Consider the following 13,352-nt stretch of genomic DNA (forward strand, 5'->3'; position numbering starts at 1 on the left):
CTAGGACACGCTACATCGTGTGCGTCGGACGGTCGTTGGTGAGCTTGCCAGCTAGGTAGTTCTCAATCTTCTCCTGGGTCGCGCCGCGGTCCTGCTCACTAAACTGCACGCCTATGCCTGCCGTGCGCTTTCCTTGAGCACCCTTCGGCGTCATCCACACCACGCGGCCTGCCACGGGCAGCTTCTCTGGCTCATCCATCAAGGTGAGCAGCATGAAGACCTCGTCACCTAGACGGTAAGAGCTGTTAGTCGGGATGAAGAGCCCTCCGTTCTTCACAAACGGCATGTACGCCAGGTACAGGGCACTGGTGTCCTTGATCGTCAGACGCAGCAGACCAGGTTTGTTCGGAGCTATGGCCATAGGTTAGATAGTGGCAGATGTGTTGCAACGGGCATAGTAGCTAGATCACGCTCTCGGGCGGAGAAGTAGCGCTCATGACGGCCTGCGCCGGGTACGCGCCGGTCGCGTCACGCGGGCCCAGTCGATCAGCAGCCCCTCGAGCAGCAGGCGCTGATTAGCTTGACCGCGCAGGGTTAGGGTCGCCTCTGCGAGGCGGTCAGAGAACCCGAAGAGATCACTCGCCGCTACCCACCGTGCACCTTGCGCGGCCAGCACGCGGTAGCTGGTGGCCATCTCGCTCGCGTTGTCCTCCCCGGCAGCGACCAATCCTTCCCGCGCGATGGCGTGCAGCGCCCCTTGCCACCAGTTCACGATTCGGCCGATGTCGAGCTTCTCCCACCGGCCGGCGACGCTGATGGGCTCCGCCTTGCCCAGTGCGATCTGACCCAGTGCTTCGGCAAGGTCCGCGGCCTGTTCCGCGAAACCGTCCTCGACCAGCCGCAGTGCCGCCAACGGCGATTGCCGTGCCAGTTGCAGCGCCTCGGTACTCGCCCCTACATCCACCCCTCGCTCAGCGAGCCATGAGCGCGCTTGCAATCCACCTGGCCCGGCCACGGACACTTGCTGGCATCGGCTACGAATCGTCGGCGCTAACGCGTCCGCCTGGTGTGTGATCAGCACCAACACCGCCCCCGACGGCGGCTCTTCGAGGGTCTTGAGGAGACTGTTCTGCGCGCTGATCGTCATCCCCTCCGCCGGGGTGATCAGCGCCACTCGGCTGCCACCGGCGTGGGGTTTCAGGGCGAGCTCCGCGGAGAGCTCTCGCACCTGATCCACCGAGATGGTGGCCTTGCCCTCCGCGGGGACCAGCCGCTGTAGGTCCGGATGATTGCCCACCGCCGTGAGACCGCAACCCCGACAACGTCCACAGGGCCGGGCCGACGCGTCCACACCTTCAGCCTCACACAACCATGCGTCGGCGAGCGCGTGCGCGAGGGCGTTCTTACCGATGCCTATCGGTCCGCTCAGGAGAAGCGCATGGGCAAGGGTCTGTGCAAAGCGGGCCCCGACCAGGCGAAGGTATAGGTCGTCGAGCCATGGCAGAGCTACGCGCTGACCTTGACCATCTGGCAAGTTAACGAATCCGCTAGCCATGCGACTTCCCGAGCCGCGGGTAGCGCGCCGCCAAACCATCTCGAACGCGCATAGCTACGGCCTCGGGCCCGCCATCGCCCGCATCGATGAGCAGGAATCGCTGCGGCTCGCGCCGAGCCAGCTCCAGGTAGCGATCGCGAACTCGCTGGAAGAAGGGCGCAGCCTGCTGTTCAAAACGATCGGCCTTGCCGTGGCGTGCGCGCGCGCGCGCGAGGGCGACGTCGACCGGCGCGTCTAATAGCACCGTGCAATCAGGTGCGACCAACTCCTCTGCGTGCACCCACTTTGCCAGCATTTCGATCCGCTCGTCGTCGAGGCCACGTCCAGCGCCCTGGTATGCGCGCGTCGCATCCGTAAAGCGATCACACACCACCCACTCGCCCCTGCGCAGGGCGGGGAGGATGCGATTCGTGATGTGGGTTTGTCTGGCAGCGAACATGAGCAACAACTCTGCCAATGGCGGAAGCTCGTCCCCCTCCGTCGCCAGCAGCACCTCACGGATGCGTTCGGCGCGTGGGGTTCCTCCCGGCTCGCGAGTGGCTACCACGCCGACACCGTGGGACTCAAGCCAGGCGCTTACGGTCGACACTTGAGTGCTCTTGCCCACGCCCTCGATCCCCTCGAGCGTAATCAGCTGCCCGCGGCCCGTTCGACTACTCATTCGCGCGTCCGTGCTGCTGCTGCCGTTGTCGCTGGAGGTAGCGACGCACAGCGGCATTGTGTTCCTCCAGGGTCGCTGAAAACTGGTGGCTGCCATCACCCACCCCAGTCGCCACGAAGTAAAGCGCATCGCCCACGGCCGGGTGTGCGGCCGCCTGCAGGGCCGCCCGCCCCGCCATGGCGATCGGGGTCGGCGGCAGGCCGCTACGCGTGTAGGTGTTGTAGGGGGTATCCGTGCGCAGATGGGCGCGCGTGATATCGCCAGCGTAGGCATCGCCAAGGCCGTAGATCACAGTGGGGTCGCTCTGCAATCGCATGCTCCTGCGAAGGCGTCGCACAAATACCCCAGCGATCTTCTCGCGTTCCTCGGCGAGGCCCGTTTCCTTCTCCACGATGGAGGCGAGCACTAGCAGGTCACTGGCATTCTCCAGTGGCAGTGCCGTGTCTCTCGCCTCCCAATGCGCCATCAACGCTTCCCGCAGACGTGCGTGGGCGCGCTTGAGCAGCGCGATATCTTCGCTACCTTCGGGGAACTGATAGGTATCAGGAAAGAGCTGCCCTTCGAGGGTCGCCCAAGTGCATCCGTCGGGCGCACAGTCGGCGCGATACTCCAGGGCCTGCACGATGGCCGCCGGGCTGCTGGTCGCCGACGTCACGCGCACGTGGGGGTGCTCGCGAATCGCCCTGACCGCCTCGCGCACGGTCCAGCCCTCTATCAGCGTGACCTGATACTGAATCACCTCGCCGCTCACGAGCAGGGCCAGTAGGCCCGAAGGCGTCAGCGACTGGTCGAGGCGATACTGCCCCGCCTGAATCCGCGTCGCATCGCCCTGCCACCTCGCGAGCAGGCTCAACCAACGCGGATGGGTCAGCCAACCGCGCTCCGCGAGCTGTTGCGCCAAGTGCGTGAGAGAGGTTCCAGGCTCAACCTCCAGCACGGCATCAGCGGGAATTGGCAGTGGGGATTCCAACCAACGCCATACCGCATTGGCGCCCCACGCAGCCACGCCACCCAACCCGAGCAGCGCGATGACGGCAACCGCAAGCACGCGGGAAATGAGTGAGGTCATGCGTTCGGGACCCCAATTCGCTGACCTAGCGCTCGGCGCAAGCGCTCGATGCGACCATCGACGTCCGCCGAGCCCAAACGCAGAGCTTCGCCATCGATGCTGCCAACTTGGCGAACACCTGTTAAAGAGCTGCTCAGCATGACCGCATCGGCACGATGGCGAAGCGTATCCAGGGTGAGATCCTCATAGGCCACGGCCACGCCCTCATCGCGTGCAACCTCGAGCAGGGCCCGCCGCATGACCCCGGCAACCCCCGCCTGCTCCAGGGCAGGCGTCACCAGCGAGTCGCCTCGCAGGGCGAATACGTTCGCCGATGTGGCGCACACGATCGCCTCGCCAGCGGCACGCATGAGACCTTCGGTGACCTCGCCGCCCGTCCACTCACTACGCGCGAGCACCTGCGGTAGTCTGTTTAGGTGCTTCATACCCGCCAGGACGGGATTGACACTCAGCGGGGTGTCGCACACACGCACGGCTATCGGTGCCTGAGGCGCGTTGCACCAGGTGTCGGCGAAGCCGGCGGCCTGGCAGGTTTCCAAAAACAGACGCCGCGGGGTCACCGTGGGCGGGATCGCGTAGCCGCGGGGGCCACTGCCGCGAGTTAACAGCAGCTTTAACACACCATGATCCAGCACCCGAGCGCGTTGCTGAACGGTGGACTCCAGGGCTGGGCGATCGATCGGCAGCGACAAGCGGGCGGCGTCGGAGCAGAGCCGGTCGAGATGATGATCGAGCAGGCGGACTCGACCGAAAACCACCGCCATGGTTTCGAACAAGCCATCACCATAGGCGAGCCCGCGGTCGTCCGCCGGCACGCTGACCCTGGATTGCTCGGGCATGGGCGCCTTTCGACGGGGTCGAAGCTAGTCGACGCGTTTGAAGATCACGGTGCCGTTGGTGCCACCGAAGCCGAAGGAGTTGGACAGCACGACACTGAGGTTGGCTTCGCGGGCCGTGTGGGGCACGAAATCCAGGTCACACTGAGGATCCGGGTTATCCAAGTTGATGGTGGGCGGAATCACCCCCTCACCCAGCGCAAGCACCGAGAACAGAGCTTCGATCGAACCGGCTGCCCCCAACAGATGCCCCGTCACCGACTTGGTGGAGCTGACCGCGAGCCTGTTGGCGTGGTCGCCGAAGGTGCGCTTCATGGCGATCGTCTCAGCAATATCGCCCGCTGGGGTCGACGTAGCGTGGGCGTTGATGTAGTCAACGTCTTCCGGGTTGATCTTCGCATCGCGAAGAGCGGCCGTCATGCAACGGCGCGCCCCGTCACCATCTTCCGAAGGCGAGGTCATGTGGTAGGCGTCAGCGCTCATGCCGAACCCAGCGTACTCGGCATAGATCTTCGCCCCGCGAGCCCGCGCGTGCTCGTGCTCCTCAAGCACCAGACAGGCCGCGCCGTCGCTCAGGACAAAGCCGTCCCGGTCCTTGTCCCAGGGGCGGCTCGCGAGCTGCGGTTCGTCGTTGCGGGTCGAGAGAGCGCGCGCCGAGCAGAAGCCGCCGAGGCCTAGCGTCGTGGTAGCCATCTCGGCACCGCCGGCGACCATGACGTCGGCATCGCCGTGCTGGACCATCCGCGCGGCATGCCCAATGTTGTGCGTGCCCGTAGTGCACGCCGTGACCACACTAATGTTAGGTCCGCGCAGCTTGTACTTGATCGACAAGTTGCCGGCGACCATGTTGATGATGCTGGCTGGAACGAAGAAGGGCGATATCTTCCTCGGCCCCTTGTCCAGCGCCGCTTCGTAGTTGCGCTCTATCGTGCCAATACCGCCGATGCCCGCACTCACCGCGCAGCCGATGCGTTCGGCGAGCTCGTCGTCGATATCCTCAAAGCCAGCGTCCACGAGCGCGTCCGCACCGGCCGCGATACCGTAGTGCATGAACGGGTCCATCTTCCGCGCTTCTTTAGGCTCGAGGTAGGCCCCAAGATCGAAGTCGCTGATCGTGCCGCCGAAGCGCGTGGTAAAGGCGCTGACGTCCATGGACGTGATCGGACCGATCCCGCTACGACCTTCTTTCACCGCGGACCAGGCCGCCTCGACCGTGTTGCCCACGGGCGATACGACGCCGAGTCCAGTGACTACGACTCGTCTCATGTTGCTCAACCTCGGCCTGGAAAGGCTGGCCGCAAGGCACGGTCCAGCCTGCGCTTGAAGGGACCCGCAGACCCGGGGAACCGAGCGACTCTAGTCGCTGGAACGATCCTTGATGTAGTCGACGGCCTGCTGCACCGTGGTGATTTTCTCGGCCTCTTCATCCGGGATTTCCAGCTCAAACTCCTCTTCGAGCGCCATGACCAGCTCAACGGTGTCGAGCGAATCGGCACCCAGATCATCGACGAAGGAAGCATCGCTGGTGACGGAGTCTTCCTTCACCCCGAGCTGCTCGGCGACAATCTTCTTGACCTGTTCTTCAATGCTCATGTTCGTGTAGTTCCCCTTCAAGGATCTCGTGTAAACCCGGACCTCGGCCCGGGGCGGCTTCCGCTGCGGCGCTGCATTTTACGCAAAAGCGCCGCCTGACTACTACTGGTTGGCACAGGGCTCGGGCGCGCTAGCACCCCATCAGCTCTATTGCATGTGCAGACCGCCGTTAACGTTCAGGGTCTCGCCGGTGATGTAGGCCGCACTGGGCGAAGCCAGAAACGCCACCGCCGCCGCGATGTCGTCCGCCGAGCCGAGGCGGGCCAGGGCGATCTGCCCCTGCAGGGCCTCTCGCTGCGCCTCGTCCAACGCATCGGTCATGTCCGTGGCGATGAAACCCGGCGCTACCACGTTGACGGTGATGCCTCGCGAGCCTACTTCTCGCGCCAGGGACTTGCTGAAGCCGATGATCCCTGCTTTGGCGGCCGCGTAGTTGGCCTGGCCTGCGTTGCCCATCAGGCCCACCACGGACGCCACGTTGATGATCCGACCCTTGCGAGCCTTGGTCATGCCGCGCAAGGCGGCCTTGCACATCCGGTACATGGACGTGAGGTTGGTGTTGAGCACCTCGTCCCACTCTCCACCTTTCATGCGCATCAGCAGGTTGTCGCGGGTAATGCCGGCGTTGTTCACGAGCAACGTTGGCGGACCCGCAAGCTCCTTGACCGCAGCAAAGGCCTCGGTAACAGAGTCATCGTTCGATACGTCGAGCACCAAACCGTGGCCCTTGGCCCCAGCCTCACGCAAAGCGGCTTCGACACCGTCTGCGCCACCCTGGGACGTTGCCGTGCCGATCACGACGGCACCTTGAGCCGCAAGTAGGCGTGCGATCGCGGCGCCGATCCCGCGCGACGCGCCGCTCACTAGGGCGATCTCACCCTCGAGCAATCGATCAACCACGGCTGAGCTCCCGCAGCGACGCGAGGGCCTCGTCCATGGTGGCGGGGTCGTAGATCCCGTGGATGGCCAGCTCGCGGCGTCGCTCGATCCGTCGATTGAGCCCCATCAACACCTTTCCCGGTCCACACTCGATCACCGCATTGACCCCTTCCTTCACCATTGAGCGAATCGTGTCGACCCAGCGCACGGGCTTGTACAGCTGCTGTACGAGCGCCTCACGAATGTCCTCGGGGTATCCGTGACGACCGATGTCCACGGTGTAGATCTCCGGTACCAACGGATGGCGGAACAGGGTGTCTTCCAATCGTTCGCGCATTCGCTCCGCGGCCGGCCTCATCAAGGAGGAGTGGGAGGGCACGCTCACTTGCAGAAGCACCACGCGCTTGGCTCCCCTGTCGCGGGCCGACTGCATAGCACGCTCGACCGCACCCGCATGGCCAGCGATAACGATTTGATTAGGCGCATTGAAATTGACCGGCTCGCAAACGCCTCCCTCGGCCACCGACTCCTCACACGCACTTGCCACCTGTCGATCGGTCAGCCCGATGATCGCCGCCATCGCACCTTCGCCCGCAGGAACGGCCTCTTGCATGACGCGCCCTCGGTACTCGACCAGCTTGATCGCGGTGGTGAAGTCCAAGGAATCCGCACACACCAGCGCGGTGTACTCGCCCAGGCTGTGTCCGGACATGACGGTTGGTGAAGGGCCGCCACGGTTACGCCACACACGCCATGCGGCAACACCCGCTGCCAGCATGGCTGGCTGCGTGCGCTCCGTGCGCGCCAGCTCCTCCACTGGACCCGCTTGGGTCAAGGCCCAAAGGTCGTAACCGAGCGCGTCGGAGGCCTCTTCAAAGGTGTGATTTACCACCGGCTCGGCGGCGGCCAGCTCGGCGAGCATACCAACCGATTGTGACCCCTGCCCTGGGAACACGAAGGCTAGCGCCATTACGGTCTCCAACGTCGCAAACGCGGAAGTTTACTGGCCCCGGCGCTGCACGCTCAACCGTTCGCGACAGGTTTCGTCGAGGGTCATCAGCAACCCGAAGGCTGTCAAACCACCCGCCGTACCGTAGAGGTGAGCCACCTCGATGACCGGCCCCCGAGAGGCGCTAGTCGACCAGGGCATGGGCCCAATCGACACCTCCCAAGCGAGCTTGGCCGCGAGCCCACCCAGCATAAGCGCGGCACCGGGCATGCGGGCCAGAGCCATCCAAGTCGCACCGGCGACGAACAGGCCGTGTTCCACCCCGGATAGGCCGACGTACCACCCCACCTGCGGCTGCCAGTAGTAGAGGCCCGCATCGATTGCCAAGCAACCCCCTAAAAATGCCGCCCACCAAGCGCGCACCGGTAGATTTCCCGCGAACAGTAACCAGATGAGCGCAAACGCCACCCCATCCAGCAGGAGATGGGCACCATTCATGTGTACGAGGTGGGCCGACAAGAGACGCCATGGCTGCGCGATGAGTAGCGGTAGATCACGTTCGTAGCGCAAAAGTAGCCGCCAGACGTTACCCCCTAGGGCGAATGCCAAGGCCAAGCCCACGGGCACTAAGACGCCAATCCAATCCGCGGCAGCCAGGCGCAGCATTTCGCGTCTGCGTGAGGTCCCAGATCTCATTGTCCACGGGTCCATTTGCTAGAATGGGGGGCTTCTTAGCCGTCGGCGGCAAGAGTACCCACTGAAGGGTCGTCGGCGCTCGCGCATCCCCGCACGTCTGCGGACGCGCGGCCCCCCAATAGTATGAACACGGTAACGAGATCAGGGAGTCTTGAGAGATGATGAACGCAACGCCCCGAGTGGCGAAGGGCCGTCAACACGGATTTACGCTCATCGAAATTATGGTAGTGGTCGTGATCCTCGGCATCCTGGCCACGTTGGTGCTGCCCAACGTCATGGGCCGCGCAGATGACGCTCGCGTGACAAAGGCCAAGTCTGACGTGCAGGCGCTCATGTCGGCGCTAAACCTCTACCGTCTGGATCATCTTCGCTACCCCGCCGCAGACGTCGGCCTCGAGGCGCTGGTGAACCCGCCTCCCGGCACCACCCGCAATTACCTGCAGAAGAGCACCGTCCCTCGGGACCCTTGGGGCAACCCCTATCAGTACGTAAATCCCGGGGTTCGCGGTGAGATCGACGTGCTGAGCTTCGGCGCTGACGGTGCCCCCGGCGGCGAAGGCTTCAACGCCGATATCGGCAGCTGGGAAACGAGCTAACGGCTCGCGCACCGGTTAGTGCTCGTGCGTCGAAGGGTCAACACCGCGTCTTCCCGCGGCGGCTTCACCCTGATCGAGGTGATGGTGGTGATCGTGGTGATCTCCGTGCTCGCCACCTTTGCCGTGATCTCCTTGCCGTCTAGCAGTGGCGATCGGATGCTCGAGCGCGAGGTAAATCGCCTGACCGCGCTGCTGCAGATGGCTAGCGAGGAGGCCTTGTTTCAAGGGCGCGACCTGGGCTTGCATATCGATCTAGCCGGCTACAGCTGGCACCAGTTCGACCCACAGGGCCTGGATTGGATTGCGCTCCAAGACATCGAGCAACTACGACCACGCGAGCTGCCCGAGCTTGTGGAGTTCGAGCTAGTGGTCGAAGGGCGCGGGGCCAAGCTGACCCCGTCTGATAAGGAGCGCCGCCAGCTTCGCCAACGCGAGCGCGAGCAGCGGACGGACGCGGACGCAGCAGACGAGGACGGTGACAACCAGGTGCAAGCGAGTACCGTCACACCGCAAGTCATGGTCCTCGCGAGCGGTGAACTCACCCCCTTTACGCTCTACTTCCAGAGTGAGGTGTCCGAGCGACGCTACATCCTCACCGGGCAGCCCTTCGGCGCCCTCGAGGTCACTCGTGAAGATGACCTCTGAGATGCGGCACACGCAACGCCCGCCCGGGTCGACTGGCGGCTTCACGCTGATCGAACTGTTGGTGGCCGTGACGGTGGTCGCCGTGAGCCTTGCGGCGGCGTTCCAGACCATCAATCAGGCGTCCTTCGGAACTGCGCGCATGCAGGAGCGCACGCTCGCGAGCTGGATTGCCCTCAACCGGATCGCCGAGCTGCGACTGCAGCCGACCATCCCGGAGATCGGCCGATCAGATGGCGAAGTGGAGTTCGGGCCCGCGGAGTGGGTATGGGAGGCGGAGGTGAGCGCCACCCAGGTCGAGGCCCTGCGCCGCGTCGAAGTGGTGGTGCGGTACACACGGGATGGTGACTCCTTGGCGACGGTGGTCGGCTTCATCGGCCAGCCCCCCGCCCCCGGCGGTGCCCCCGCGCCCTGGGCTGGCATCCCCGGCGGACAGCCCGGGACGCCTGGCTTGCCGGGCAATCCGACCGACCCCCAGACTCCGCAGCCGGGTCAGCGTGGCGGCGAGGAGACCTAGCATGAGCCTCACCTGGCATGGTCGACCCTGTCGCAGCCGGGGGTTCACCCTGCTCGAGATCGTCGTGGTGGCCGGGATCTTCGCCATCTTCGGCCTGCTGGCCTTCGGTAGTCTCAACCGACTCCTACAGCAGGACGGCATCTTGCGCGCCTCGGCGGAGCGCCTCCAGGAGCTGCAGTTCGCCGTCCGATACATGGCCAGCGACCTTTATCAGGCGCAACCGCGCCCGGTGCGTGATCTCCTCGGCGACAGTCGGGTGCCCGCCATGGTCTCCGGGGCCGCCAGTGAGTTCCCCCTGGAGTTCACGCGGGGCGGCTGGAGCAACACGATCGGCGCTAGACGCCCCACCCTGCAGCGCGTCGCCTACCTAATCGACGACGGTTCGTTGGTGCGCGTGTACTGGCAGGTGCTCGACCGAACCCTCGGCAGCCAACCGGTGCGTATCGCCCTACTGGACGGCGTGGAGCAGATGACCATTAGATTCATGGACTCCACGCGAGCCTGGCAGACGGACTGGCCTCCCCTCAACACCGGAGGCGACCCCCAAGGACAGCTCTACGCGCGCCCGCTGGCGGTGGAATTCGTGCTCGTGATGGAAGATTTCGGACAGATCCGCCGCGTAGTGGAGCTGAGTCCGTGAGGCCGACACACCCGCGACGACAAAGCGGAGCAGCGCTGCTCACAGCCATGCTCATCGCCGCGCTGGCGGCGGTGGTCATGATCGGCCTCTCGGACGCCTACCAGCTGCACTTCCGCCGCACCACCGTAATGGTGAGCTCGGAAGTCGCCATGCAGTACGCCCTAGGTGCCGAGAGCTGGGCCCACGACATCCTGCGCCAGGACCTGCAGGACACACAGTCCGATCACCGCCTAGAAGCCTGGGCCAGCTCCCTCCCCCCGCTGCCCATCGACGACGGCCTGATCGAGGGCACACTCGAGGATCTCAACGGCCGCTTCAACCTCAACAACCTCGCCGGTGGCCAGCAGCAGGCGGGCGCCGGTCAGCAGCAGGGCGGCGCAGGCCAGCAGCAAGGCATCGACGAAAACGCTGTCGCCCAGTTCCAACGCCTCCTGACGGCGCTCGAGATCGACCCCGCCCTCGCCTACGCTGCCGCCGACTGGATCGATTCGAACCAAGAGGTGGCCTTCCCGGACGGGGCCGAGGACGACTTCTACACAGGCCAAGAACCCGCCTACCGTACGGCGAACGTGGCGATCACCAACCCCAGCGAGTTGCTTGCGATCGGCACCTTCGACGTGGCTGCCTGGCGTGCTTTGCGCCCCTATGTCACGGCCCTACCTCCAGGCACGGCGATCAACCCGAACACCGCACTGCCGGTGGTGCTGCAATCACTTTCGGAGAACATTAGCCCGAGTGATGCGCAGGGGATCTTCGAGCAGGCGGGTATCACCCCCTACGAGAACCTGGACGATTTGAGTCAGCAGATCGGCCTGGAAGGTGGCGGCGCGGCGAGTGTCACGGTCAACTCCAACTACTTCCGTCTCATCGTGCGAGTCACCGTTGGTGCTACCCTGTTCACAATGTACAGTCTGCTCGAGCGCGACAATCAGGGTCAGGTCTGGACCCGTTTCCGCACATTCCACACAGAATAATACTCCGAGCCCGCCATGCCCGAACATCTGATCGTCCGTTTGCCCGCCGACCCGGACGCCGCGCCCGAAGTGCTGCGCGTCGGTGAAGGCGGTGCCGGCCACCCCGTGGAGATGGTGTCCCCCGATGAGCTGACGAGCCCACCGGTTGAAGGGACCCGCGTCCTCGCCCTGGTGCCGGGCGAGCACGTCTTGCACAGAGTCACCAGCGTACCGGTAAAGGGGACCGCGAAGATCCTGGCCACCGTTCCCTTCGCCCTCGAGGAGCACATTGCGGAGGATGTAGGCACCCTGCACTTCGCTATCGGTGCGCGGGAGGACACCGGTGACGTGCCGGTTGCGGCGGTCGCCGCTGACCTCATGGAGCAGTGGACCGAAACCCTGGCGGAGCTCAACCTCTCGGCCAAAGCGATGTTCGCCGAGTCCTCCCTTCTCCATCCGCCTGCGCGCACGGCGGTGGCCTTGATCGATGGCGAGCATCTGCAGCTCGCCGCCCACGGTCACCCCCCAGTGGTGGATCAAGTGGACAACTTGGAGTTGTTGCTGGATGCGCTAGGTGCGGGCGAAGACGCGCTTACGATGCCGGCCGATGAGCAGAATGAAGACGACGACGATGACGCCGAGGAGGATGCGAGCAATGCTGCCAGGAGCGCGCCTAGCATTCTGACGGTCTTCGCCGGCAGCGAAGACCTGCAGCGCCACGCCGCTATGCTGGATGCGCTTGAGCGCCGTCTGGAGCGGGTCGAGCGACGTGAGCTCACCGCGGGCGTCGCCCCCCTGCTCGCCCAGCAAGCCGCGCAGGAAGTCGAGGCGATCAATTTACTCCAAGGCGCCTACGCGCCTGCCTCACACTACGGTGCAGTGTGGCGCGAGTGGCGCGTGGCGGCGGTGCTGGCTGGGATCCTCTTTCTTACGGTCCTTGGCGGCAAGGGTGCACAGCTTTTGCAGTTGCGTGCGGAAGACGCCCGACTCACGGCCCAGGTATCCTCGGCGGCCAACCAGCTGTGCCCTGGCGGTATAACCGGCGTTTACAGCGTGCAGGAAGAACTCGGCCGATGCCTGGGAGACGGCGCCGGTCCCGCGGAGGACGAACTGTTCCTGACCATGCTCGACGTGCTCGGTAGCGCGCTTAGGGATACCCCCAACACGCGGATCGAGGAAGTGCGCTTCGCCCGCCAGAAGATGGACCTAAAGCTGCTTGCCCCGAGCGTCGATACGCTCGATGAGATCAAGCGTATGGTGGCTGATCGCGGGGGTATCAACCTCGAGATAGAGCAGGTGAATCCGCAGGCGGATGAAGTTGAATTCCGCATCGAATTGACTAGGCCCAATGCATGAAAGAATGGTTCGAAGGACTAGAAGCCCGTGAACGCTGGGTGCTGGTGATCGGCTCGATCATCGCCGTGATCAGCATCCTGTTTGGCGGCATCATCAGCCCTCTCTTCGGCGCTGTGGACAAGCATCAGGCGAGTGTGCGGGAGCAAACCCGACTGCTGCAGTGGATTCAAGCCAACCAGGGGCGTGCCGTATCCCGCCCGGGCGATGGCCCCGTGAACGGTAGTGCCGTGACTGAGCTCAGCCGTCAGGTGCGCAGCGCCGGATTGCAGGCGTATCTCGAGCAGAGCCGCCCAAACGGCAATAACGGCGTGCGGGCCGAGTTTCGCGAAGCACCCTTCGATGAGTTGATCAAATTGCTCGGTAACCTCGAGAGCAGTGCGTCCCTACGGGTGGTCGATGCGGCCGTGCAACCCGGAGACGTCCCCGGCACCGGCAACTTCCGTATCACTCTGGCGCGCGCAGGATCCTAA

General features: G+C 64.5%; 17 protein-coding genes. 7 read left to right on the forward strand and 10 right to left on the reverse strand.

Features of this window, described 5'->3' with window-relative positions; all coding sequences use genetic code 11:
• Positions 1-10 precede the first annotated feature (10 nt).
• The 10 genes from AAGA68_07800 to rrtA all read right to left on the reverse strand — a co-directional run bounded on the left by AAGA68_07800 (position 11) and on the right by rrtA (position 8,148).
• A complete protein-coding gene (locus tag AAGA68_07800) occupies positions 11-361 on the reverse strand; it encodes a PilZ domain-containing protein (protein MEM9384951.1) in 351 nt (116 codons plus the stop codon).
• Between the two features lie 72 nt (positions 362-433).
• Complete coding sequence (gene holB, locus AAGA68_07805; GenBank protein ID MEM9384952.1) at positions 434-1,495, reverse strand: DNA polymerase III subunit delta'; 1,062 nt, start codon at positions 1,493-1,495, stop codon at positions 434-436.
• Positions 1,488-2,156: a dTMP kinase gene (tmk, locus tag AAGA68_07810; protein ID MEM9384953.1), complete on the reverse strand. Its 669-nt coding sequence runs from the start codon at positions 2,154-2,156 to the stop codon at positions 1,488-1,490. Before tmk ends, holB begins: the two co-directional genes overlap by 8 nt.
• A complete protein-coding gene (mltG, locus tag AAGA68_07815) occupies positions 2,149-3,225 on the reverse strand; it encodes an endolytic transglycosylase MltG (protein ID MEM9384954.1) in 1,077 nt (358 codons plus the stop codon). The genes tmk and mltG overlap by 8 nt, the downstream gene beginning before the upstream one ends.
• Positions 3,222-4,064, reverse strand: coding sequence for an aminodeoxychorismate lyase (pabC, locus tag AAGA68_07820; GenBank protein ID MEM9384955.1), 843 nt, complete (start codon positions 4,062-4,064; stop codon positions 3,222-3,224). Before pabC ends, mltG begins: the two co-directional genes overlap by 4 nt.
• A 24-nt stretch (positions 4,065-4,088) precedes the next feature.
• A complete protein-coding gene (gene fabF, locus AAGA68_07825; GenBank protein MEM9384956.1) occupies positions 4,089-5,327 on the reverse strand; it encodes a beta-ketoacyl-ACP synthase II in 1,239 nt (412 codons plus the stop codon).
• Between the two features lie 90 nt (positions 5,328-5,417).
• A complete protein-coding gene (acpP, locus tag AAGA68_07830) occupies positions 5,418-5,654 on the reverse strand; it encodes an acyl carrier protein (protein MEM9384957.1) in 237 nt (78 codons plus the stop codon).
• Positions 5,655-5,801: 147 nt separating this feature from the next.
• Positions 5,802-6,542 (reverse strand): 3-oxoacyl-ACP reductase FabG, encoded by a 741-nt coding sequence (gene fabG, locus AAGA68_07835; GenBank protein MEM9384958.1) that lies wholly within the window; start codon positions 6,540-6,542, stop codon positions 5,802-5,804.
• Positions 6,543-6,546: 4 nt separating this feature from the next.
• Positions 6,547-7,503 (reverse strand): ACP S-malonyltransferase, encoded by a 957-nt coding sequence (gene fabD, locus AAGA68_07840; GenBank protein ID MEM9384959.1) that lies wholly within the window; start codon positions 7,501-7,503, stop codon positions 6,547-6,549.
• Positions 7,504-7,533: 30 nt separating this feature from the next.
• Positions 7,534-8,148 (reverse strand): rhombosortase, encoded by a 615-nt coding sequence (gene rrtA / locus AAGA68_07845; GenBank protein MEM9384960.1) that lies wholly within the window; start codon positions 8,146-8,148, stop codon positions 7,534-7,536.
• A gap of 188 nt (positions 8,149-8,336) precedes the next feature.
• Between rrtA and gspG the strand changes: the two genes are divergently transcribed.
• The 7 genes from gspG to gspM are packed head-to-tail and all read left to right on the forward strand — an operon-like array spanning position 8,337 to position 13,352.
• Positions 8,337-8,774 carry a type II secretion system major pseudopilin GspG gene (gene gspG / locus AAGA68_07850; protein MEM9384961.1) on the forward strand — a complete coding sequence of 146 codons (438 nt, stop codon included), beginning with the start codon at positions 8,337-8,339 and terminating at the stop codon, positions 8,772-8,774.
• A 24-nt stretch (positions 8,775-8,798) separates the two neighbouring features.
• A complete protein-coding gene (gene gspH / locus AAGA68_07855) occupies positions 8,799-9,419 on the forward strand; it encodes a type II secretion system minor pseudopilin GspH (GenBank protein ID MEM9384962.1) in 621 nt (206 codons plus the stop codon).
• Positions 9,409-9,933 (forward strand): type II secretion system minor pseudopilin GspI, encoded by a 525-nt coding sequence (gene gspI, locus AAGA68_07860; protein ID MEM9384963.1) that lies wholly within the window; start codon positions 9,409-9,411, stop codon positions 9,931-9,933. The genes gspH and gspI overlap by 11 nt, the downstream gene beginning before the upstream one ends.
• A 1-nt stretch (position 9,934) precedes the next feature.
• Positions 9,935-10,573, forward strand: coding sequence for a type II secretion system minor pseudopilin GspJ (gene gspJ, locus AAGA68_07865; protein MEM9384964.1), 639 nt, complete (start codon positions 9,935-9,937; stop codon positions 10,571-10,573).
• Positions 10,570-11,547: a type II secretion system minor pseudopilin GspK gene (gene gspK / locus AAGA68_07870; GenBank protein MEM9384965.1), complete on the forward strand. Its 978-nt coding sequence runs from the start codon at positions 10,570-10,572 to the stop codon at positions 11,545-11,547. Before gspJ ends, gspK begins: the two co-directional genes overlap by 4 nt.
• Before the next feature lie 15 nt (positions 11,548-11,562).
• Positions 11,563-12,882: a type II secretion system protein GspL gene (gspL, locus tag AAGA68_07875; protein ID MEM9384966.1), complete on the forward strand. Its 1,320-nt coding sequence runs from the start codon at positions 11,563-11,565 to the stop codon at positions 12,880-12,882.
• Positions 12,879-13,352 (forward strand): type II secretion system protein GspM, encoded by a 474-nt coding sequence (gspM, locus tag AAGA68_07880; protein MEM9384967.1) that lies wholly within the window; start codon positions 12,879-12,881, stop codon positions 13,350-13,352. The genes gspL and gspM overlap by 4 nt, the downstream gene beginning before the upstream one ends.

The sequence above is a fragment of the Pseudomonadota bacterium genome, from assembly GCA_039193195.1.
In the GTDB taxonomy this organism is placed as follows: domain Bacteria; phylum Pseudomonadota; class Gammaproteobacteria; order Steroidobacterales; family JBCBZW01; genus JBCBZW01.

Bases quoted from the DNA above. Each gene is read 5' to 3' on its own strand.
- AAGA68_07800 (MEM9384951.1), bottom strand. From the start codon at position 361: ATGGCCATAGCTCCGAACAAACCTGGTCTGCTGCGTCTGACGATCAAG.
- holB (MEM9384952.1), bottom strand. From the start codon at position 1,495: ATGGCTAGCGGATTCGTTAACTTGCCAGATGGTCAAGGTCAGCGCGTA.
- tmk (MEM9384953.1), bottom strand. From the start codon at position 2,156: ATGAGTAGTCGAACGGGCCGCGGGCAGCTGATTACGCTCGAGGGGATC.
- mltG (MEM9384954.1), bottom strand. From the start codon at position 3,225: ATGACCTCACTCATTTCCCGCGTGCTTGCGGTTGCCGTCATCGCGCTG.
- pabC (MEM9384955.1), bottom strand. From the start codon at position 4,064: ATGCCCGAGCAATCCAGGGTCAGCGTGCCGGCGGACGACCGCGGGCTC.
- fabF (MEM9384956.1), bottom strand. From the start codon at position 5,327: ATGAGACGAGTCGTAGTCACTGGACTCGGCGTCGTATCGCCCGTGGGC.
- acpP (MEM9384957.1), bottom strand. From the start codon at position 5,654: ATGAGCATTGAAGAACAGGTCAAGAAGATTGTCGCCGAGCAGCTCGGG.
- fabD (MEM9384959.1), bottom strand. From the start codon at position 7,503: ATGGCGCTAGCCTTCGTGTTCCCAGGGCAGGGGTCACAATCGGTTGGT.
- rrtA (MEM9384960.1), bottom strand. From the start codon at position 8,148: ATGCTGCGCCTGGCTGCCGCGGATTGGATTGGCGTCTTAGTGCCCGTG.
- gspG (MEM9384961.1), top strand. From the start codon at position 8,337: ATGATGAACGCAACGCCCCGAGTGGCGAAGGGCCGTCAACACGGATTT.
- gspI (MEM9384963.1), top strand. From the start codon at position 9,409: ATGACCTCTGAGATGCGGCACACGCAACGCCCGCCCGGGTCGACTGGC.
- gspJ (MEM9384964.1), top strand. From the start codon at position 9,935: ATGAGCCTCACCTGGCATGGTCGACCCTGTCGCAGCCGGGGGTTCACC.
- gspL (MEM9384966.1), top strand. From the start codon at position 11,563: ATGCCCGAACATCTGATCGTCCGTTTGCCCGCCGACCCGGACGCCGCG.
- gspM (MEM9384967.1), top strand. From the start codon at position 12,879: ATGAAAGAATGGTTCGAAGGACTAGAAGCCCGTGAACGCTGGGTGCTG.